This is a genomic window from Streptomyces sp. NPDC029164 (assembly GCF_055563995.1).
This window is the reverse complement of record NZ_JBVHWW010000053.1, coordinates 1-19,536: the sequence shown is the minus strand read 5'-3', so window position 1 is coordinate 19,536 and position 19,536 is coordinate 1. Positions and strand designations below refer to the sequence as shown.

Annotated in this window: 18 protein-coding genes; 10 read left to right on the top strand and 8 right to left on the bottom strand. The window is 72.2% G+C overall.

What is annotated here, in order from left to right:
• Positions 1-1,019 (bottom strand): phosphotransferase (locus tag ACZ4VT_RS34570; RefSeq protein ID WP_467955350.1); only part of this gene is annotated, 1,019 nt, incomplete at its 3' end.
• A gap of 4 nt (positions 1,020-1,023) precedes the next feature.
• Positions 1,024-4,164: a DUF4132 domain-containing protein gene (locus ACZ4VT_RS34565; protein ID WP_467955349.1), complete on the bottom strand. Its 3,141-nt coding sequence runs from the start codon at positions 4,162-4,164 to the stop codon at positions 1,024-1,026.
• A gap of 407 nt (positions 4,165-4,571) precedes the next feature.
• On the opposite strand from ACZ4VT_RS34565, the gene ACZ4VT_RS34560 reads away from it, so the two are divergent.
• The gene (locus ACZ4VT_RS34560; RefSeq protein ID WP_467955348.1) at positions 4,572-4,811 is read left to right on the top strand and encodes a hypothetical protein; all 240 of its coding nucleotides are present in this window, start codon (positions 4,572-4,574) and stop codon (positions 4,809-4,811) included.
• 61 nt (positions 4,812-4,872) lie between these two features.
• On the opposite strand, the gene ACZ4VT_RS34555 is transcribed toward ACZ4VT_RS34560, so the two are convergent.
• Positions 4,873-5,265 (bottom strand): CU044_2847 family protein, encoded by a 393-nt coding sequence (locus ACZ4VT_RS34555; RefSeq protein WP_467955347.1) that lies wholly within the window; start codon positions 5,263-5,265, stop codon positions 4,873-4,875.
• A gap of 255 nt (positions 5,266-5,520) precedes the next feature.
• Here ACZ4VT_RS34555 and ACZ4VT_RS34550 point away from each other — a divergent pair, with 255 nt between their 5' ends.
• On the top strand, positions 5,521-6,072 hold the full coding sequence (locus ACZ4VT_RS34550; RefSeq protein ID WP_467955346.1) for an HPP family protein: 552 nt from the start codon (positions 5,521-5,523) through the stop codon (positions 6,070-6,072).
• A gap of 97 nt (positions 6,073-6,169) precedes the next feature.
• On the opposite strand, the gene ACZ4VT_RS34545 is transcribed toward ACZ4VT_RS34550, so the two are convergent.
• On the bottom strand, positions 6,170-7,630 hold the full coding sequence (locus ACZ4VT_RS34545) for an amidase (protein WP_467955345.1): 1,461 nt from the start codon (positions 7,628-7,630) through the stop codon (positions 6,170-6,172).
• A gap of 251 nt (positions 7,631-7,881) precedes the next feature.
• Here ACZ4VT_RS34545 and ACZ4VT_RS34540 point away from each other — a divergent pair, with 251 nt between their 5' ends.
• Positions 7,882-8,106 (top strand): response regulator transcription factor, encoded by a 225-nt coding sequence (locus ACZ4VT_RS34540; RefSeq protein WP_467955344.1) that lies wholly within the window; start codon positions 7,882-7,884, stop codon positions 8,104-8,106.
• Positions 8,107-8,113: 7 nt separating this feature from the next.
• On the opposite strand, the gene ACZ4VT_RS34535 is transcribed toward ACZ4VT_RS34540, so the two are convergent.
• Positions 8,114-9,055, bottom strand: a complete 942-nt coding sequence (locus ACZ4VT_RS34535) for an alpha/beta fold hydrolase (RefSeq protein ID WP_467955343.1) — start codon at positions 9,053-9,055, stop codon at positions 8,114-8,116.
• Positions 9,056-9,181: 126 nt separating this feature from the next.
• Here ACZ4VT_RS34535 and ACZ4VT_RS34530 point away from each other — a divergent pair, with 126 nt between their 5' ends.
• The 3 genes from ACZ4VT_RS34530 (at position 9,182) to ACZ4VT_RS34520 (ending at position 12,150) form a co-directional block, all read left to right on the top strand.
• Positions 9,182-9,826, top strand: a complete 645-nt coding sequence (locus tag ACZ4VT_RS34530; RefSeq protein WP_467955342.1) for a PadR family transcriptional regulator — start codon at positions 9,182-9,184, stop codon at positions 9,824-9,826.
• Positions 9,827-9,936: 110 nt separating this feature from the next.
• Positions 9,937-11,661, top strand: coding sequence for an acyl-CoA dehydrogenase family protein (locus ACZ4VT_RS34525; protein WP_467955341.1), 1,725 nt, complete (start codon positions 9,937-9,939; stop codon positions 11,659-11,661).
• Positions 11,662-11,925: 264 nt separating this feature from the next.
• Positions 11,926-12,150: a response regulator transcription factor gene (locus ACZ4VT_RS34520; RefSeq protein ID WP_351301924.1), complete on the top strand. Its 225-nt coding sequence runs from the start codon at positions 11,926-11,928 to the stop codon at positions 12,148-12,150.
• 503 nt (positions 12,151-12,653) lie between these two features.
• On the opposite strand, the gene ACZ4VT_RS34515 is transcribed toward ACZ4VT_RS34520, so the two are convergent.
• Entirely contained in the window at positions 12,654-13,874 is a 1,221-nt protein-coding gene (locus ACZ4VT_RS34515; protein ID WP_467955340.1) for a cytochrome P450 family protein, read from the bottom strand.
• Between the two features lie 115 nt (positions 13,875-13,989).
• Complete coding sequence (locus tag ACZ4VT_RS34510) at positions 13,990-15,090, bottom strand: substrate-binding domain-containing protein (protein WP_467955339.1); 1,101 nt, start codon at positions 15,088-15,090, stop codon at positions 13,990-13,992.
• Positions 15,091-15,382: 292 nt separating this feature from the next.
• Between ACZ4VT_RS34510 and ACZ4VT_RS34505 the strand changes: the two genes are divergently transcribed.
• The gene (locus ACZ4VT_RS34505; protein WP_467955338.1) at positions 15,383-16,087 is read left to right on the top strand and encodes a dioxygenase family protein; all 705 of its coding nucleotides are present in this window, start codon (positions 15,383-15,385) and stop codon (positions 16,085-16,087) included.
• A gap of 45 nt (positions 16,088-16,132) precedes the next feature.
• Here ACZ4VT_RS34505 and ACZ4VT_RS34500 read toward each other — a convergent pair whose 3' ends face one another.
• Positions 16,133-16,543, bottom strand: coding sequence for a YybH family protein (locus tag ACZ4VT_RS34500; protein ID WP_467955337.1), 411 nt, complete (start codon positions 16,541-16,543; stop codon positions 16,133-16,135).
• A gap of 120 nt (positions 16,544-16,663) precedes the next feature.
• On the opposite strand from ACZ4VT_RS34500, the gene ACZ4VT_RS34495 reads away from it, so the two are divergent.
• The 3 genes from ACZ4VT_RS34495 (at position 16,664) to ACZ4VT_RS34485 (ending at position 19,415) form a co-directional block, all read left to right on the top strand.
• Complete coding sequence (locus tag ACZ4VT_RS34495; RefSeq protein ID WP_467955336.1) at positions 16,664-17,032, top strand: winged helix-turn-helix transcriptional regulator; 369 nt, start codon at positions 16,664-16,666, stop codon at positions 17,030-17,032.
• Positions 17,033-17,226: 194 nt separating this feature from the next.
• On the top strand, positions 17,227-17,565 hold the full coding sequence (locus ACZ4VT_RS34490; protein WP_467955335.1) for a hypothetical protein: 339 nt from the start codon (positions 17,227-17,229) through the stop codon (positions 17,563-17,565).
• Positions 17,566-17,789: 224 nt separating this feature from the next.
• On the top strand, positions 17,790-19,415 hold the full coding sequence (locus tag ACZ4VT_RS34485) for an FAD-dependent monooxygenase (RefSeq protein ID WP_467955334.1): 1,626 nt from the start codon (positions 17,790-17,792) through the stop codon (positions 19,413-19,415).
• The last annotated feature ends 121 nt before the right edge of the window (positions 19,416-19,536 follow it).

The window sequence follows — 19,536 nt, the reverse complement described above, 5'->3', positions numbered from 1 at the left end:
GAGATGGGGAGGGGCAGGAGTGGGGGCCAATGGACACCTCTGCGGGGGCGCGTGGTGTTGTTGGGGCTCCCAAGGGGGGGGGGGGAGGCGTCTTCGCCCGTCCTCCGCCCGACGACTCCGAGCCGGTGCACGAGCCGTTGGCGGGCGGTCGCGGTGCCCCAGGTCCAGTCCTGGTGGGGTATCCGGTCCAGGTGGTCCGTCCCGTCGCGGTGTGCCCGCTGGACCAGCGCGTCGCCGCGGATCAGCCAGCCGGCGCACGCGTCGGTGAGCCCGCCTTGGACTTCCGAGCCCGTCGCGGTCCGCCACGCCTCGCGGTACGCGTCCTCCGCCCGCTCCAGCAGCGGCTCCGACGCCGAGGTGACGCACCAGCATGTCGGAAAGCCGATGCGCAGGTAGGCGAGCTCCATCACGCCGCTGCCCAAGGAGGCTTGTTCGAAGTCGATGAATCTGATCCCCGATGCCGTGTGGAGATCGTTGCCGGGGCAGGGGTCCCCGTGGAGGAGGGCGTGCCCGGGTGCCTGGTCGAGCCTGTCGACGAGGCCGTCGAGTTCGCCGGACACACCGGGGGTGACCGGGACCTCCAGCGCAGCGGCCAGGCGCAGGAAGGACTCGGCGTCGGCCTGGTTCGGGCCCTGCCATCGGGGAAGCACCCCGGCGTCCTCCGGGCGGGCCGTGGCGTGCAGCCGTGCCAGCGCGGCCGCGTACCCGACGATCCAGTCACCGGCCGGACGTTGGTGTTCGAGATCCTCCAGTACCAGGACCCGCTCGCCGGGATCGGTGGCCAGCAGGGCCGGCACCACGGGAACGCCGGCTCGGGCCGCGAGCCGCAGGGCGGCCACCTCGCGGGCGTACCGTTCGTCGGCACCGGGACCGCCGACGAGCTGCTTCACCACCGCTGTTGATGCCGGCAACTCGACGCGCCACACCCGCGAGCGAGGGCTGCTGCTCAGTCTGAGAGGGTGTTCGGGCACTCCCAGCTCGGTCCGTAACGCGTCTCCGAACGGCAGTCGTGTCCCCATCGGCTCATCCTCCCACTCGCACGAACCGGCGGAGCGTTGCCTGCCACGTCTCGCACCACAGCGCGCCCTGCACGACACCGAGGGTCTGCGTTCTGCAGGATTCGCCCGCTGTCCGCGGCAGGGCCGCCTCGATCCCGGGCAGCAGGTCCTGCGCGAACTCCGATCCCATGTCGAAGGCGAGGTACCGGCTCCTGCGGGTGGCCGGTTCCACGGCGAACACCTGCGCATGGCGCTGCCGTGTGGCCCCGTCCGTCGACTCCAGCAATTTTCGCGCCTGTTCGACGGTCACCTCCCGCAGTCCGCATGCGCCGGTCTGGTCGCCGTCGTGCCCGTGGCCGAGGCAGTGCGCGCGCAGGGTGTCCGCCAGCAGTGTGGCCGGATCGGCGGCCAGTGCCTCCTGTACGTATGTGTCGAAGTGCTTCGCGGCTCCGGCGACGACGAAGGGCTCGACATGGAGCAGCAGGTCCTGGAGGGCGAAGATCCCGCCCGTGCCGCCCTCCCGCACGCGCCGCGCACGTTCGTCGAGGATCCCGGTCATCAGCTCCCGCAGCGGTTCCAGCGCGGCCACCCGCTTGGTGACCTTCGGGAACGGCGTCAGGCCGTGCCGGGTGACGGTGTAGCCGTAGCTTCCCCGCACGGTGCCGGTCAGTTCGGTGCGGATCGGCTCGCGGAACGCGGGATCGCCCAGTACGGATTCGACACCGTCGGTGCCCCGGCGCTGTATCCATTGCAGGGCGAAGACACGCTGCCCGTCGCCGGGTTCGGCGAGCGGCATTCCCGCCCGCCGCATCAGGACGAGCAGTTCGAGGTCGACGCCGACGCCCCAGAAGTCACCGCCCAGAGATCTGCTCTCCAGCCCGAGCAGCGGGTCGCGGGTCTCGCCCGCCTCGCGCATCCGTGCCGCGATCGACGCCACCACCGGTTCCAGGCCGGCGACGGGCCGGCGCAGGCCCGCGTAACGCCGGAGGAACAGCGTCAGCCAGGCGTTCGCCGCCCGCGCGGACGCGGTGGAGTCGGGCTCCGCCCCTCCGGTGAGCCGTTCCAGCAGGCCGAGGCGTGCCATCAGGGCGAGCCAGGCCTCGGCGGCCTCGGTCTTCGCGACGGCCGAGGAGCCCCGGGGCTCCGGCAGATGGGTCCTCAGGTGCCCTGCCGTGTCGGGGTGTTCCGCGAGATCCCGCTCCAGCGGCGCCGCCCAGGCCTCCCACACGGGCGCCGTCGCCGTCGCCAGTGCGCCGGCTCGCAGCAGCAGGCGGAAGATCTCGGTGTTGGTGTCGTCGGCGGCCAACGGGCCGCCGCCGATTCCCTCCGCCAGCTCCACGGCGAAGGACGCCGGGATGTCCCGCTGCCGGTGGTGCGTGACCCCGTCCCGGACGAAGGAGGTGGGGATCCGGCTCTCCCTTCGGCAGGATTCGAGGACGAGCCTGCGGTAGCTCTCGTACGCCTCTTCCGCCGTCGAGCGCGCGGCGATGTCGTCCCGGTACTGCCTGAGCAACTTCTCGTCGACGACGCCGAGCGCGCGGAACTCCGCGACGAGCTCCCACAGAGCACTCTCGTCGATGCCGCCCTGTCGCTTCTCGGCGGCGCGTGCCTCGGTGTAGAGCGGCCTGGCCATCGCCACGCTGCCCGCCGCGGCCACGATCCGCGCACCCTCGTCCAGGGCGAACGGCAGCAGCTCCGGATGAGGTGCCGTCAGCTTCTTCAGGCTCGCCGAGAGCTGGGTCGCTGCCCGGCCCGGCTTCGCTTCGGCCGTCTTCGCGCACGTGCGCAGCGGAGCGAGCAATCGCATCGCCTGCCGCGCCAGCTCCGGGTGCACCCGGCAGACCCGGGACAGGAAGTCCAGGGGGCGTACCGGTGTCCGGCCGACCGGTGTGGGCTCCTCCGCGTCGGGTTCCAGGCCCAGCGCCCGCGCCACCGCGTCCTGTGCCCCGACCGCCCGGGCCACGACCAGCCGTACGAAAGGCCCGCCGTCCTCCAGGAACGGCGATCCGTAGCGGCGCGCGGTCAGCGGTTCCTCGTGCGGACCGGCCGGGTCGCCCGCGAGTACCGCGCCCGCATCGAGGAGCCCGCGTGCGTCGGCAGGCTGCCGCTGCTTCGGAGGGCCGGCATCCGGTGCGCCCGCCGCGGCGTGGTCCGCGCACGCGACGAGAAAGGACTGGTACCCGCTAGCCGCGTCGGCGGGCATGGTCCTGAGCGAGCGCCCCTCAACGGCTTCCCGCTCGTCGTAGAGAGCCGTGATCGCCCTGATCCCCTCGGACCAGACGGTCCTCGGCACCACGTCGTACGTCCCTGATCCCTGCCGCCCCCGGACGTCGGTGAACCAGAAGTCGTGCAGGCTCACCGGAGCCACAGGTCCCTGGTAGCGCAGGTCGGCCACCATGCCGTGCCGGCGCCCCTGGTGGCCGAAGGTGAATCCGGCGCGCTCCCCGCTGATGCGTCCGCCGAACCGCGCCACCGAGCGCTCGAAGCGGGCCCCGGATTCGTACGAGGCGCCGTAGAAGACCGTGATGCCCTCGCGTGTGCTCTGGATTCCAGGGGCGGGCGCGGGCGAGCAGTCCGGCCGTACGTACACCGCGCGGTGCAGTTGCTCGAGCCCCTGCTCCCCGCCCAGCGGATCCAGCAGTGTGCGCCAGCGTTCGAGCAGCCCGGTGCCGCGCGGGTCGAGGAGTACCGGATGCGGGACCATGACCACGGCGTCGTCCAGCTCGTGTTCCCCGTCGAGTCCCGTCAGCACCAGCGCACTGCCGCCCGGGCGCGGCGCGATGCCCGTGAGCACCCCGGCGCGCCGCACGTCCGGCTCGCCCTGCGACCCGTCGCCCGCCCCGTCGTACGGCGCGATCACCGCGTACCGCAGAGCGCGCTGCCAGTACGGGTCGGGCCATACCTGCCGTATCAACGCGGCGGGCACCGGCAGGCATTGCGTCATCCACCGCTCGACGCTCGTCTGTGCCTGGACGGCGTGGTCGCCGATCCATTCCGCCAGCGCGGTCAACTCCGCCACCAGCGGGTCCGTCTTGAGCGCGGGCGGCACCTTCTTCAGCTCGCGCCCCGCCGCGGTACGGCAGCGGAGCACCGGCTTCGGCCCTGCCCAGGGATCGAGTGTCAGCTCATGGTCCCCGGCAGCCCTCCATGCGGTGGTCGAACTCATCGCGTGTACCCCCGTGGTGCATCGGTGCCCGCGCACGTACGAGCAGCCGATCACAACCTACCGGCCCCCACTGACAGCCGACCGCCTGAGCCCCACCGGCCTGCCGTCCCGAGATGCCGACCGTCGGGTGGGTGACTAGTATCTTCCGTAGGTAACTGTGGCAATTGCGGGAAACACACCCTTTGCCTGCAGTGATGCGCCGGCATGCGTGGCGTGCGGATTTCGCACCAGCCCCGAAGGTCCGTGACCCGACGAGGTCGCGTTGACGGCGGGCGGCACTCTCCACATCACCTGTGCAGGGAAATTTATGGACACAGGTGCGGCGCGTGCACACATCTCATGCGGAAGGAGGAAAAGAAGTCTTCGTGCTCATAGCAATGATGAAGGGTTCTGAAACCATGCGAGCAATGAGAGTGAAGCGACTCTTCGCGGTGTCTGCCATCGGCGTTCTGATGGCCGGCGGCGCCGCGCTGGGAGCCGCAGGTACGGCTTCGGCAGCGACCCCGACCCACTCCGCCACTCATGTGACCGGCGGCGGCTGGGACCACGACAGGGGCGGCCACGGCCACGGCTGGTACGACGACGATGACGACGACTGGGGCGGCCGCGGAGGATACGGCCACGGAGGATACAACGACGACTGCTGACCAGCCGGGAAAGACGCTGTGCGGCTCCAACGCGGGCCGCACGGCGTCGCCTTTCGGTTCTTCAGTGAGCGAGCCGTCCGTGTGAGGTGTCCGGACCCACCGTTCCCTCCCCTTCCCGCGGACGCCAGGTGAGGGTGACCGAGATCGCGGCCTTGGCCTCGCCGTCCGCCAGCAAGGCGACGGCCTTGCCCGGCTTCGCCAGCAGCTCGATGCCGAAGGTGACACTGACCTCGTCGGGGCCGGCGGCCAGCGCGGAGTCGAGCACGGCGGAGCCGATGCCGCTGACCAGTTCGTTCAGCTGGTCCACGCGGGCGGTGAGATGGTCCAGCGCGCCCACGTCCTCGTAGGCGGGTTCGTCCGATCCGCGGGGAACGTCCTCGGGCCGCATCACGCTGACCCGCGCCAGTACGGTCTCCCCGCCCGGAAGTTCGATCTGCTGGATCCGCCGTTCCATCGGCTCTCCCCCTGCCACGAACAACCGGCCTTCGCCTGTGCCCCGTTGACCTCGCCGGAGGTCATTGTGCACGTCGTGACCGGCCCATGCGGGGCGATCCCCTGATACACGGGGCGCATCACGGCCGGATATGGTCGTACCGGACGTCCCCGGCCCACCCCCGCCCCGGGCCGCCCCTGCCCCGGCAACCCGCCCAGGCACCCTCCCGCCCCGCCCCGGCCCGTCGGCCGCCTATCCCGGACGTTCCCCACCCTCATGAGCACCAACACGGTCCTGCGCCCCGAGTCCACGCCTGCCCCGGCACCGCGCCCTTCCACGAAGGGAGCCGGGCGGGCCCCGGCCAGGCCCGCCCCGGCGGCGGCCCTCCACAGCATCTGCGCGGCGACCGCCGTCCTGCTGGGCCTCGTCGCGATCGGCGCGATGATCCACGAACCGGTACTGATACCCCCGCTGGCCGCCAGCGCCGCGCTGGTCCACAGCGCCCCGGCCCTGCCGCTCGCCCAGCCGCGCGGGGTCGTCATCGGCCATCTGGTCGGCTGCGCCGTGGGCTATTGCGTACTCGCCGTGGCGGGCAGCAGCGCCTGGGCCGCGGCCGTGGCGGCCGGTATCACGCTCGCCGTGAACATGGCCGCCCGTACCCCCCACTCGCCGGCCGTGGCCACCGCCGTGATCATCCTGCTCCAGACGCCGGACCCTCGCCGGTTCGTCCCGCTGCTGTTCGGTTCGGCGGTCCTGCTGGTCCTGACCGGATACGCCGCTTCCCGCGTGCGCCGCAACGCTCCGCGGTACCCCGCCTACTGGTGGTGATCCGGCCGGCGCCCGATCGGCGGTTCGGCAGCCGCTCGGCTGAGGTCCTGCCGCCGACGCCGACGCCTACGATCAACTCCACGGCCGCTCCGCCCGATCACCGGGCCGGCGGCTCCGGACGCCGCTGCGACCACGGCCTCACCGTCTCCAGCTGCGCCGCCACCCGGAGCACGGTCACCTCGTCGTCGCGGCGGCCCACCAGTTGCACGGCGAGCGGCAGCCCGTCCGGCCCGAGGCCCGCCGGGACGGACGCGGCCGGATGCCCGGTGACGTTCCACAGCGCGGTGTAGGCGACCATCGGGCGCGAGCGCGCCAGGGCCGTCAGCAGCCCGGCACCGTCCAGCGCGCCCACCGGGCGCGGGCGCTCGGCGATCACCGGGGTCAGCAGCAGGTCCATGGTGGTGAACATCCGGTCCGCGCGGACCGCCAGCCGCTCCCCCGCCCGGATCCCGCGCTCCACGGCCGATTCGGGGACCAGCCGGGCGAGCGCGAGGGTGCTGCGGGTGCGCCGCTCCAGCAGGTCGGGGCGCTCGACCGCGGCGGCCTCCGCCCGTACGCCGCCGCAGAACTGCGCGGCGAACGGGGCCGTGGCGTCCGGGTAGCGGGGGTTGACCTCGCGTACGTCGTGACCCAGTTCGCGCAGCGCCCGTACGGTCTCCAGCATGGCCTCGACGTGGGTCGGATGGGGGCGTACGCCGGGCACGGCGGGCTTGGCGGAGTAGCCGATGCGGAGCCGGCCGGGCCGGGTCTCCAGCGCCCGTAGCCAGCCGGTCGTCACGGGGCTTGCGCTCCAGCGGTCGGCGGGGGTGGTGCCGGCGAGGACGTCGTAGAGCAGGGCGGTATCGCGCACGGTGCGGGTCAGCGGCCCCACGGTGCCGAGGGCGTACCAGAGGTGGGCGTTCGGGGCGGTGGAGACCCGGCCGCGCTGCGGTTTGAGGCCGAAGAGTCCGCAGCAGGCCGCCGGGATGCGGATCGAGCCGCCGCCGTCGCCGCCGAGCGCCGCCCCGACCAGTCCGGCCGCGACGGCGGCGGCGCTGCCGCCGCTGGAGCCGCCGGGGGTGCGGGTGATGTCCCAGGGGTTGCGGGTGTGCCCGTGGGCCACGGACTCGGTGAAGGGCCACTGGCCGAACTCGGGCATGGTCGTCTTGCCGATGACGACGGCACCGGCGGCACGCAGGCGGCGTACGGCCTCGGAGTCGCCGGTCACGGGGGTGTGGTTGGCGGCGCCGCCGAAGGTGGTGACCTGCCCGGCGACGTCCAGCTCGTCCTTGACCGCGATGGGGACGCCGTGGAGCGGGCCGTCCGCCCCTTCCGCGTCCCGGGCATCGGCCTCGGCGAGGGCCTGCTCGACGAGGACGACGCGGAAGGCTCCGAGGACGGGATCGAGCCGGCCGATGCGGCGCAGCGCGGCCTCGACGAGGGCGCGGGAGGTGGTCTTGCCGGTGCGGACCAGTTCGGCCTGCCGCTCGACGGACTGGTACATCGACTCCGCATCGTCCCGGCCCTGGTCCCCCCTCTGCTCCGCGCGCTCCCCGCCGTGTGCGCCGTCCCTGTCCATGGCCACCCCTCCCGCTTACCTGTCGGTAACTCCGGGCCAGGCTGTCGTCCCGCCGCGTGCACGTCAAGCACCCGTACTCGGCCGACGTGCGGCGACATGCCCTGTCACACGCCTGTGACAGTCGGCGGACACGGCGATGAACTCACACGGCCAATCTCTTTATCAGGGACAAACACCGCATTCCGGAAAGCGTCCCCTGCTTCCGAGGTCGTGAGCAGAGATGACCGAGACGAAACGTCGGAGGAAATCCCATGAGCCTCACCCTCACCGCACCCACCGCCGAAGCCACCCTCCTCGCCCCCCGCGAACAGGAAGCCCTCCGCCACATCGCCGCCGGACACACCTACCTCCAGACCGCCCGCCACATGGGACTCTCCAAACACACCGTCGACGCCTACCTCCGCCGCATCCGCGCCAAGCTCAACATCAACAGCACCGCCGAAATGACCCGCACGGCCATCACCCTCGGACTCTGACACCGGCCTACGAGGCGCTGGGTACGGGACTCGGCCGAGCCGCGGCCCGGTCCGCGACGAGCCGGACCGCCGCGATCGTGAGGTCCGGGTCGTGGAGCTGGACGTAGTGGTCGCTGCCGGTCGCCAGCAGGTGGGGGGTCTGCGGCCGCAGGCCCACCAGTGCCTGCTGGGCCTTGGGCCAGGCCGTCTCCAGCTTCGCCAGGAGGCCCTTGGACATGGCGGGCGGCGCGGCGAAGGGCTCGGTCTTGCTGAGCACCGCGACCGTGACCGGTGGGAGCGGGCCGCCGCGGTCGATGGCGGTGACTCCACCGTCGATGTCGACCTGCTCGAAGGCCGGGTCGGCGTCGAAGGGCGTGCCCGGATGCCGTAGCGCCTCGACGTACGCCGCCCAGTCCGCCCCCATCGCCGGCTTCAGCGCGGGCCCGAGCGCGTCGACCAGGACCAGCCCGCGGGTCCGCTCCGGGTGCTCCTGCGCGTACCGCAGGGCGAGCATCCCGCCGAACGAGTGCCCCACCAGCAGGTACGGGCCGGGTACGTGCCCGGCGGTCAGCACCCGGTCCAGGTCCTGGACCATGGCGGGCAGTTCGCGGCTGCCCTGTACGGGCGTGCTGCGGGTGGTGAGCGCCGGCGGCTGCGTGTAGCGGATGGTGCCCGGGCGGTCGTAGGTGCACACGCGGGTGAACGCGGCCACGCCCGGCAGCACCGCCGGGGCCTTCGGCACGGGCGGCGTGGTGTCGGTCAGCGACCACGGGTCGGAAGCCTCGTGCAGCCCGGACAGGAGGACGACGGTGGGGCTCCCGGAGCCGGAGCAGCGCAGATAGAGGCTCCGCCCACCGCCGACGTCCACCTGCTGCTCGATGTCCCCGCCGTCGGGCCCGGGCGTGCCCGCCACCAGCAGGACGATGGCGACCGCAGCCGCCATGACCCCGCCCGGCGCGCGCCATCGCATACCCCCAGCGTCCCCCGGCCCCCACCACCCCGCCAACCAGACCCGGCCCGGCCCTCCCGGGTGAGCCGCGTCTCACCTGGCCGCCGCCGCTTGTCTGTGCAACAAGTTGCATAGCAAGATCGCGGCATGGCGCTCGAACACGCGATCCTCGTCTCCCTGCTGGAGAAGCCGGGCTCCGGCTATGAGCTGGCCCGCCGCTTCGACCGGTCCATCGGCTACTTCTGGACCGCCACCCACCAGCAGATCTACCGCGTGCTCAAGCGCATGGAGAGCGACGGCCTGCTCACCGTCCGCACCGTCCCACAGCAGGGCCGGCCGGACAAGAACGAGTATTCCGCCGCCGGTCCGGGCCGCGCCGCCCTCGCCCAGTGGCTGCACGAGCCGATCGAACCCGAGAGCCTGCGGCACGACCTCGCCGTGAAGATCCGCGGCGCGGCCTTCGACGACCCCGCCTCCCTGATCCGCGAGGTCGAGCGGCACCAGCAGGCGCACCGGGACCGCCTCGCCCGCTATCTCGCCGGGGAGCTGCGCGACTTCACCGGGCCCGACGCCCCCTCCCCCCTGGACGCCGGTCAGGAACTCCAGCACGTCGTTCTGCGGGGCGGAATCGCGCAGGAGCGGATGACGATCGCCTGGCTCGACGACGTCCTGGCGACCCTCCACCGGCTCGCCCGGCCCACCCGGACCGTCCAGGGCGGGCAGACCACGCCCAGCGCGCTCACCACTCCCGCCCCGCCCGCCCCGCCTGCTCCGCCCACCACGGCCGCCTGAACCGCACGGCACGCACCCCCACACACCCCCACGCGGCCCCACCAGCCCCATCTCCTCCCGCCGCGCGTCCGCGCGACCTTCGACTCCCACCCCTCGGAAGGTGACTCGCCATGTCCGACCCTCTGCTGTTCCACCCGCACACCTACGACCCCGCGCACTTCGACCCGGAGACCCGCAGGCTCCTGCGCGCCACCGTCGACTGGTTCGAGGCCCGCGGCAAGCGCCGGCTCATCGAGGACTACCGCTCCCGCGCCTGGCTGGCCGATTTCCTCGCGTTCTCCGCCAAGGAAGGGCTCTTCGCGACCTTCCTGACCCCGGCCCCCGCCGCCGGCGAGGGTGCGCCCGACAAGCGCTGGGACACCGCGCGCATCGCGGCCCTCAACGAGATCTTCGGCTTCTACGGCCTCGACTACTGGTACGCGTGGCAGGTCACCATCCTCGGCCTCGGCCCGGTCTGGCAGAGCGACAACGCGGCCGCCCGTGCCCGCGCCGCGCAACTCCTCTCCGAGGGTGAGGTGTTCGCCTTCGGTCTGTCCGAGAAGACCCACGGCGCCGACATCTACTCCACCGACATGCTGCTGGAGCCCGACGGCGACGGCGGCTTCCGCGCCAGCGGCTCCAAGTACTACATCGGCAACGGCAACGCCGCCGGCCTCGTCTCCGTCTTCGGCCGCCGCACCGACGTCGAAGGCCCCGACGGCTACGTCTTCTTCGCCGCCGACAGCCGCCACCCGGCCTACCAGCTGGTGAAGAACGTCGTCGACTCCTCCAAGTACGTCAGCGAGTTCCGCCTCGACGACTACCCGGTGGCCGCCGACGACGTCCTGCACACCGGCCGCGCCGCCTTCGACGCGGCCCTGAACACCGTGAACGTAGGCAAGTTCAACCTCTGCACCGCCTCCATCGGCATCTGCGAGCACGCGATGTACGAGGCCGTCACGCACGCGCACAACCGGATCCTCTACGGCCGCCCCGTCACCGCCTTCCCGCACGTGCGCCGCGAGCTGGCCGACGCCTATGTCCGCCTGGTCGGGATGAAGCTGTTCAGCGACCGCGCCGTCGACTACTTCCGCTCCGCCGGACCCGACGACCGCCGCTACCTGCTCTTCAACCCGATGACCAAGATGAAGGTCACCACGGAGGGCGAGAAGGTCATCGACCTGATGTGGGACGTCATCGCCGCCAAGGGCTTCGAGAAGGACAACTACTTCGCCCAGGCGGCCATCGAGATCCGCGGGCTGCCGAAGCTCGAGGGCACCGTCCACGTCAACCTCGCACTGATCCTCAAGTTCATGCGCAACCACCTGCTGGACCCGGCTGAGTACGCGCCCGTACCGACCCGCCTCGACGCCGCCGACGACGGGTTCCTGTTCCGGCAGGGACCGGCCCGCGGTCTGGGCTCCGTACGCTTCCACGACTGGCGTCCCGCGTACGACGCCTACGCCGCCGTGCCCAATGTCGCGCGCTTCCGCGAGCAGGCCGACGCGCTGTGCGCGTTCGCGGCCACCATCGCCCCCGATGAGAAGCAGAGCGGCGACCTCGACTTCCTCCTCTCCGTGGGCCAGCTGTTCGCCCTGGTCGTCCACGGACAGCTCATCCTGGAGCAGGCCCGCCTGACGGACCTGGACGAGTCCGTACTCGACGAACTGTTCTCCGTCCTCGTACGCGACTTCTCCCAGCACGCCATCGAGCTCCACGGCAAGGACTCCACCACCGTCGAGCAGCAGGCCTGGGCACTCGGCGCCATCCGGCGCCCGGTCGTCGACGAGGCTCGCGCGGCCCGCGTCTGGGCGCGCGTCGAGGCGCTCTCCGGCGCCTACGAGATGACGCCGTAGGGGCTCGGCCCCCTCGGCGGCCTGCCGCCGAGGGGGCACCGCTTCATCTACGAGAGCGGCGCTGACCAGGGGTTTCCTCGGTAGGGACGAGCGAGCCGCGGGCCACGGGCGGGCCCTGTCACACGCCTGTGACAGTCGGCGGACACGGCGATGAACTCACACGGCCAATCTCTTTATCAGGGACAAACACCGCATTCCGGAAAGCGTCCCCTGCTTCCGAGGTCGTGAGCAGAGATGACCGAGACGAAACGTCGGAGGAATCCCATGAGCCTCACCCTCACCGCACCCACCGCCGAAGCCACCCTCCTCGCCCCCCGCGAACAGGAAGCCCTCCGCCACATCGCCGCCGGACACACCTACCTCCAGACCGCCCGCCACATGGGACTCTCCAAACACACCGTCGACGCCTACCTCCGCCGCATCCGCGCCAAGCTCAACATCAACAGCACCGCCGAAATGACCCGCATGGCCATCACCCTCGGACTCTGACACCCCCGGTGTCAGTGGGGGCCGGGACCATCGCTCCATGACTGACCGTGCTGCCTTGATCACCGCCTACCGGGATGCCGCCGCAGCGACCTTCGACGAAGAGCCCGACCACGGACTGAGGGCCGAGAGCACGCGCAGCGCATGGACCCGGCTCCTGCACGCACTGCTGCCGACAGAGCCGGCCGACGTCCTCGACACCGGCTGCGGCACCGGGTCGGCGTCCCTCCTGCCGGCCGAGGCCGGGCACCGGCCGACGGGTGTCGACCCCCTCTCACCCCGGGCGGCAGGTCCGCAAGGGCGCAGCCGTTGCCGACCGCCACGACGGCCGCGGCCGGCTCGTCCCGCCCGGCCACCGAGTCGAGCAGCGCCCTCAGGGCGGGCATCCGGTCCCCCATGGTCAGCACGGCCACACCCACCCGCGGTCAGCTCACGACCACTCCCCTTGCTCCCGGCACCCGGTGCACGGCGAGCGTACCGCCGGCCAACCCCGGAGACCGGCCCGGCTAGCCGCCGGGGGTGAAGGTCACCGGGAGGGTCCGGGGGCCGCGGAGGCCGCCGGGGCGCCAGCTGATCTCGTCCGGGGCCACGGCGAGGGCGAGCCCGGGGAGTCGGCGCAGGGCGGCGCCGATGGCGATCTGGCCCTCCAGGCGGGCCAGCGGCGCGCCCAGACAGTAGTGGATGCCGTGCCCGAAGGCGAGGTGGGGGTTGTCCTGTCGGGTGATGTCCAGGTGGTCGGGGGCGGGGAACCGGGCCGGGTCGCGGTCGGCGATGGCCGAGGCGATCAGCACGGTCGCGCCGCGCGGGATGGACGCGCCCGCGATCTCGACGTCCTCGCGTGCGAAGCGGGCGATGCCCGGGCTGACGGGTCCGTCGTAGCGGAGGAACTCCTCGATCGCGCCCGGCAGCAGCTCGAGGTCGGAGCGCAGCAGGTCGAGCTGGTCGGGGTGGGCGAGCAGCATGGCGATGCCGCCGCCGATCAGGTTGACCGTGGCGATGTAGCCGGCGACCAGCAGCAGGAACACCATGGCGATGAGTTCGTCCTCGCTCAGCTGCTGTTCGGCGTCGCGGGCGGTGATGAGGCCGCTCAGCAGGTCGTCGCCCGTGGCTGTCCGTTTGGCGCGGATGAGCTCGGTGACGTACGCGCGCATGTGCTGCCACGCCTCGTTCACCACGGCGGGATCCGGCGGCTCCGCGCCCCGCATGATCATGCGGTCGGTCCAGCCCTGGAAGTCGTGACGGTCGTCCACCGGGACTCCGAGCAGTTCGCTGATCACCGTGACCGGCAGCGGCAGCGCGAAGTCCGCGATGAGGTCGGCGCGGCCGTGCGGGGCGACCGCGTCCAGCAACGCGTCGGCGATGGCCTGGATCCGGGGCCGCATCCCGGCCACCCTGCGGGCGGTGAACGCCTTGGAGACCAGGCGGCGCAGGCGGGTGTGGTCGGGCGGGTCGCTGCGGAGCATGTTGCTCAGCATCGACTCGCGTTCCGTTTCGGGCAGCTGCCGCAGGAGGCGGGTGTCCGAGGCGTCGCGCACGTCGCTGCTGAGGCGGGGTTCGGAGAGGGCCGCGAGTCCGTCTTCGTAGCGGGTGACGAGCCAGGCCTCCAGGCCTCCCGCGATGACGACCCGCCGGACGGGGCCGTCCTCGCGCAGCTGCCGGTACAGGGGGAAGGGGTTCGCGACGAAGGCCGGGTCGGCGTAGGGGAGAAGGACCGGCCGCTCGCTCATCATGCCTCCAGAAGTACGTCGCCTTCTCTGTGGAGCGCGATGATATACGCCTAACTCTCCCTGAATGTCGGTTTCCGGCCACGCCCGTCGCTGCCCGCCCTGCGGGAGGACCGCGTCACTTCAGGCCGATCTCCTCGCATGTGGCCTTGAGCTTGTCGGTGCAGATCTCCTCGATGGTGAAGACACCGTCGAGGACCACGGTGCTGCCGATGTTGTTCCTGGTCACGGAGGTGCCGGGAATGAGCACGGACGGCACGCGCTTGGTGGTCGGGCTGCTGACCATCTGGTTGATGATGCCGTCGATCTTCTCGCCTTCGGCGAGGGTGACGGCGAGCTCCGCGGCGGCCTCGGCCTCGCGGGCGTACGGCTTGTACACGCTCATGTACTGTTCGCCGGCCACGATGCGCTGCACGCCGGCGAGTTCGGCGTCCTGACCGGTGACCGGGGGCAGCGGGTTGACGCCCGCGGCCTTGAGGGCGGCGATGATGCCGCCGGCCATGCCGTCATTGGCGGAGTAGACGGCGGTGATCTTGTCCTTGCCGAGGGCGGAGATCGCGGCCGCCATGTTGCTGTTGGCGTTCTCCGGCTTCCACTCGACGGTGTCGTACTCCTTGCCGACGTTCACCTTGCCGTCGAGGACGGAGCGGGCACCGGATCTGAACTGAGCGGCGTTCGGGTCGGTGACCGCGCCGTTCATCATGACGATCTTCCCGTTCCTGGCCTTGTCGCCCAGGGCCTCCAGCAGCGCCTTGCCCTGCACGCGACCTACGTCCTCGTTGTCGAAGGAGGTGTACGCGTCGATCGGCCCCTCGGCCAGACGGTCGTAGGCGACGACCGCGACGCCCGCGGCCTTGGCCTTGGCCACCGCCCCGGCGATCGTCTTGGCGTCCACCGCGTCGATGATCAGGGCATCGACCTTGTTGTCGATCATCGTGTCGACCTGGGCGTTCTGCTTCGCCGCGTCCCCCGTGGCGTTGGCGTAGACCACCTTGCCCTTGCCGAGCGTCAGGAGGGCGACCTTCTTCTCGATCAGGGGCTTGTCGAACTTCTCGTAGCGCGCGGTCTCGTTCTCGGGGAGCAGGAGGCCGATCTTGACCGCGCCCTCACTCCCGCCGGCCCCGCCGGTTCCGCCGTCCGCGCCACCGCAAGCGGCGAGCGTGACGGTGAGGGCCGAAACGGCGAGTCCAACGGCGGCACGACCCACATACACGTTCACGAAGTGAACCTCCCTGACGGGGCCGTGTCCGAACGGCCGAGGTGGGGCAGTCAACGCGGCCGCTCCACCGCCGTCAAGAAGTGAAGTGTTAACGACCTGGCAACGTTGTCTTGACCTCCCCGCAAATGACCCATGCCGGTGTTTTATCCCCTACCTGCACCCTTACTTCCTGACATCGCGTCAACTTCTGAACGAATGGTCCAGGCCAGGCCGCGCCGGCGAAACCCGGCTGCGGCAGGCCCCCGGTGTGTCGGTCCCGACCGTCAAAGGTGCCGTCCGGCACGGTGGGCGCATGGCCGAGAACGACACCAACCGGACCAGCCGTCGTGCTGTTCTACGAGCCGCCGGTGCGGCCGGGGCGGCCGCGCTGGCCGCGGCCTGCGCCGGTCCCGCCGGCACACGGGGTGCGGCAGGACAGCCGTCGGCCTCGACACCCCGGCCGCCGGCCGGCAGCGGCACCCCGTCCTGCGTCCTCGCCGTCGAGGCGGGCGCAGGCCCGTACTACCTGGACCTGGACCGGGTGCGTTCGGACATCACCGAGGGCATGGGCGGAGTGCCGCTCCGGCTGGACCTGACGGTGGTTCGGGTGTCGGAGGGCTGCCGGCCGCTCGCGGCCGCCACCGTGGACGTCTGGCACGCCGACCCCTCGGGCGCCTACTCCACCGGCAAGTCCACCTTCCTGCGCGGCGCGCAGGTCACCGACGACGCCGGCCGCTGCGCGTTCCGGACGATCGTGCCCGGCTGGTACGCGGGGCTGGCACCCCACATCCACTTCAAGGTGCACCCCGACAGCCGGACCGAGACGACCTCGCAGCTCTTCTTCCCCGAGGACCTCCTGCTGAAGGTGTACGCGCGCCAGCCCTACGCGCGCCGCCCCGCACCGGAGCACCCCAACCAGCGGGACAGCCGCTACAGGGCCGCCGGCGCCGCCATGACGCTGACCGTGTCGCCCGACGGGGACGGCTACCGCGCCGCGTACACGGTGGGAATCGCCTGAGCCGGGCGACGGCCGGGCGACCGCCCGGGTGCGCTCCCTCGCCGGTCAGGCGGGCGAGGCGCCGAAGGGGTTGTCGATGACGTAGCGCCACAGACCGTCCGGGCCGCGCCGGGCGACGTCCGTGGCGGTCCCGGCCAGCCGGACGGCCGCGCCGTCAGGTCCCGTGCCCTCGATGCGCCAGTCGACGATGAGCAGCGCGAGGTCACCCGCGGTGTACGTGTGACGGGGGCTGACCTCGATCGGCAGGCCCAGCGCGAGGAACTCGGCCATGGCCGAGGCGAGCTCGGTGCCCGTCAGCGGGACTCCGGGCCGTGGGACGAAGACGGCGTCCGACTCGTACACCTGGGCGACTGCCGCCCGTTCGCCGGTGTTGAAGGCCGCGGCGAACACGGCCGGATGTTGCCGGGGGTCGGTGGTCAGGACGACAGTGGGCGCATGATCGCGTTCGAGGTTCATGACCACAGCCAAGCCGATGCCGAAATGGGTCACCAAAGGGAAAGCCACGCCGGCGGGTGGGACCCCGAGCTGGTTGCGGACGCCGGCGGGCGCACCCGGCGACCGGAGCCGGACTGCCCGGTGGAGCTGGCGCTCGCAGCCGTGTCCGGGCGCTGGACCACGCTCGTGCTGCGGGAACTGATGGGCGGGCCACTGTCGTTCGGGGCGCTGTCGGCCCGGCTGCCCGAGATCAGCCCGAAGGTCCTCACCGAGCGGCTACGGTCCCTGGAGGGGCGGGGTCTCGCCGTCCGGGAACGGCTGCCCGGCTTCCCGGTACGCACGCGCTACGGGCTCACCGCGGCCGGTGCGGCCCTGCGGCCCCTGCTGGTCGAGCTGTACCGGACCGGGGTGGAGCTGGCGCAGGCAGGGGCGGAGACAGAGACGGGGACGGAGACCACCGAGGGGGGCCAGGGCCGGGGCCGGGCTCCGGAAGGATCCGCGGTCCAGTAGTCTGAACGCGTTCAACCGCTGTGTTTCAGCCATGGCGCTACGAGGGGGACATGGTGAGAGCCGTCGCGTCGAGCGGCAGAACCACTGCCGGCGAAGCCGCTCGCGGAAGTGCTCGCGGAGGTGCTCGCGGAGGTGCTCGCGGCTGGGTTCACCCGTGGCAGTTCGGGCTCGCCGTGTGCGCCCTGCTCGCCCCCGTGCCGCCGGCGCTCCTGGCCGGCGCCTACACGGAGGGCATCGGCTACCCCGTGTTCGTCTCCGTCACGTCCCTGCTGGTGGCGTGGCCTCTGTTCCTCCGCCACCGCCGGGCGGCGTTCGTGCGGACCTCGGCCATCGGGGGGCTCGTCCTCATGATGTGGTCGTACGTGGGAGCCCTGGGCGGGCTGGGCGTCTTCTTCCTGTCGGTGCCCCTGATGTGGCTGGCCGCCTTCGCGGACCCGCGCCGCAGGCCGGTACCCGCGGCCGTCATGACCGGAGCCGGCGCCCTTCTGATGGTGGCGATGGCGACCGTGCCCGGCTTCTGGTGGCGCGCCTGACCCGGACAGGGCCTGGGCTCGGGCCCGTTCTGCGCAGCGCCTCGCGTCGCTCGGGGTTTTCCGCCGGATCACCCGGCTAAAGTAGGGCGTATCGCCCCAGCCACTCGTCGTCGCCGCCAGTCTGGTCACCGCGGTCACCTCAGCCACCGCGGTCATCTCAGTCACCGCAGTCATCGCCGACACCGGCGCCCCGGCAGACCCAAGGCCAGCAGGAGGATCGTGGCATGCCCTCGCCAGACACCGCGGTGGACGTCCTGATCGTCGGCGGTGGGCCGGTCGGGCTCACGGCCCGCGCGCTGCTCCAACGCTGGGGCGTGCGGACCATGTTGGTCGAGAAGCGCTCCGAGCTGTCCCCCTTCCCCCGCTCCCGGCTGGTCAACGCGCGCTCGATGGAGATCTTCCGGCAGCTGGGCATCGCTGCCGAGATCACGGCCAAGGCGTTCCCACGGGAATTCGGCCGCATCCGCTTCCGCGACACGCTGTACGACGACGACTTCGCCACTGCGGCGATGGTCGGGGTCAACGCGCCGATCCCCGAAAGCCCCGTCATCGGCGTGGCGACCTCGCAGGACCGGCTGGAGCCCATCCTGCTCGCCGCGGCGGACGCTCCGGTGCGGTTCGGGGTCGAGCTCGTCGGCCTGGCCGAGGAACCCGAGAGCGTCGTCGCCGAACTCGTCGACCGCCGCAACGGTGGTCGGATGCGCGTCCGCGCCCGCTACGTACTCGCCGCCGACGGCGCGAACTCCACCGTCCGGCAACGGCTGGGGATCGACACCACCGGACCGGGAGCGATGGCGGCCGTCACCACCGTCGTGTTCGATGCCGAGCTCAACACCTGGTGTGCCGACCAGCCCGCCGGGGTCTACTTCACCGCCCACGGTTCCTTCCTCCCGCTCTACCCGGAAGGGGGCTGGGCCTGGCTGGCTCCCACGCCCGAGGACCCGGAGCGCGCCGACTGGGCCGGCCTCGTCTCGCGCGCCCTCGGCTCCGGCCCCGGCCCCGGATCCGGCGGCGACCACGGGGTGCGGGCCGATGTGGTGCGGGTCCAGCACTGGGTGATGAACGCGTTCGTGGCGGATCGCTTCCACCACGGCCGGATCCTGCTGGCGGGCGACGCCGCGCACGCGATGCCCGTCATCGGCGGGCTGGGCATGAACGCCGGCCTCTCCGACGTGCACAACCTGTGCTGGAAACTGGCGGGCGTGCTCCACGGCTGGGCCGGACCGCGCCTGTTGGAGACGTACGCGACGGAACGACAACCCGTCGCCCACCTGACCCTCCGCCAGGCGGTGTCCAACACCCGCCTCATGTTCCAGGCGCAGAGCCTGCGCCAAGAGCAGCTCGAATCCAGCGAAGCCGCCCCGGCGCACATCGAACTTCCCTGGTCGGACCGGTACTTCGCCCAGCTCGGCCTCGTGCTCGGCGTCGCCTACCGCTCCGCGGCCGTCCTCGTCGACGGCAGTCCCCCGCCGCCCGAACCATCCGAACCGTCCGAGCCGTCCGAGCCGTCCGACGTGGGCACGGACTACGTCCCCTCCGCGGAACCGGGCCACCGCATGCCCCACCTCTGGCTCACGCACGACCGCTCGACGCTGGACGCGTTCGGCGAGTGGTTCACCCTGCTCACCCCGGACCCCGCCGGCTGGGATCGGCAGACCCCCGCTCCGTGGCCGCTGCGCGTCGAGACCCTCGCCGAGGAGCACGCGGAGCTGTGCGGCCTGTCCCCGGACGGAGCACTGCTCGTCCGCCCCGACGGCCACGTCGGCGCCCGCTGGCCCCACCGTCCGCCGGACGGCTCCGCCCTCGTCCGCGCCCTCGCGGCCGTCACCGGCGCGACAGCGCCCCCGTAGCCCGTACGACGACGGCCGTGGGGGGGGGGGGGGGGGGGGGGGGGGGGGGGGGGGGGGGGGGGGGGGGGGTGTGCGGGGGGGGGGGGGGGGGGGGGGGGGGGGGGGGGGGGCCCGGAGGGGA

What these genes read in the sequence shown, in the direction of transcription:
- ACZ4VT_RS34530 (WP_467955342.1), top strand. Translation starts at nt 9,182, where the DNA reads ATGGCGCTCGAACACGCGATCCTCGTCTCCCTGCTGGAGAAGCCGGGC.
- ACZ4VT_RS34550 (WP_467955346.1), top strand. Translation starts at nt 5,521, where the DNA reads ATGAGCACCAACACGGTCCTGCGCCCCGAGTCCACGCCTGCCCCGGCA.
- ACZ4VT_RS34535 (WP_467955343.1), bottom strand. Translation starts at nt 9,055, where the DNA reads ATGCGATGGCGCGCGCCGGGCGGGGTCATGGCGGCTGCGGTCGCCATC.
- ACZ4VT_RS34520 (WP_351301924.1), top strand. Translation starts at nt 11,926, where the DNA reads ATGAGCCTCACCCTCACCGCACCCACCGCCGAAGCCACCCTCCTCGCC.
- ACZ4VT_RS34565 (WP_467955349.1), bottom strand. Translation starts at nt 4,164, where the DNA reads ATGAGTTCGACCACCGCATGGAGGGCTGCCGGGGACCATGAGCTGACA.
- ACZ4VT_RS34545 (WP_467955345.1), bottom strand. Translation starts at nt 7,630, where the DNA reads ATGGACAGGGACGGCGCACACGGCGGGGAGCGCGCGGAGCAGAGGGGG.
- ACZ4VT_RS34485 (WP_467955334.1), top strand. Translation starts at nt 17,790, where the DNA reads ATGCCCTCGCCAGACACCGCGGTGGACGTCCTGATCGTCGGCGGTGGG.
- ACZ4VT_RS34515 (WP_467955340.1), bottom strand. Translation starts at nt 13,874, where the DNA reads ATGAGCGAGCGGCCGGTCCTTCTCCCCTACGCCGACCCGGCCTTCGTC.
- ACZ4VT_RS34540 (WP_467955344.1), top strand. Translation starts at nt 7,882, where the DNA reads ATGAGCCTCACCCTCACCGCACCCACCGCCGAAGCCACCCTCCTCGCC.
- ACZ4VT_RS34500 (WP_467955337.1), bottom strand. Translation starts at nt 16,543, where the DNA reads ATGAACCTCGAACGCGATCATGCGCCCACTGTCGTCCTGACCACCGAC.
- ACZ4VT_RS34560 (WP_467955348.1), top strand. Translation starts at nt 4,572, where the DNA reads ATGAGAGTGAAGCGACTCTTCGCGGTGTCTGCCATCGGCGTTCTGATG.
- ACZ4VT_RS34555 (WP_467955347.1), bottom strand. Translation starts at nt 5,265, where the DNA reads ATGGAACGGCGGATCCAGCAGATCGAACTTCCGGGCGGGGAGACCGTA.
- ACZ4VT_RS34525 (WP_467955341.1), top strand. Translation starts at nt 9,937, where the DNA reads ATGTCCGACCCTCTGCTGTTCCACCCGCACACCTACGACCCCGCGCAC.
- ACZ4VT_RS34505 (WP_467955338.1), top strand. Translation starts at nt 15,383, where the DNA reads ATGGCCGAGAACGACACCAACCGGACCAGCCGTCGTGCTGTTCTACGA.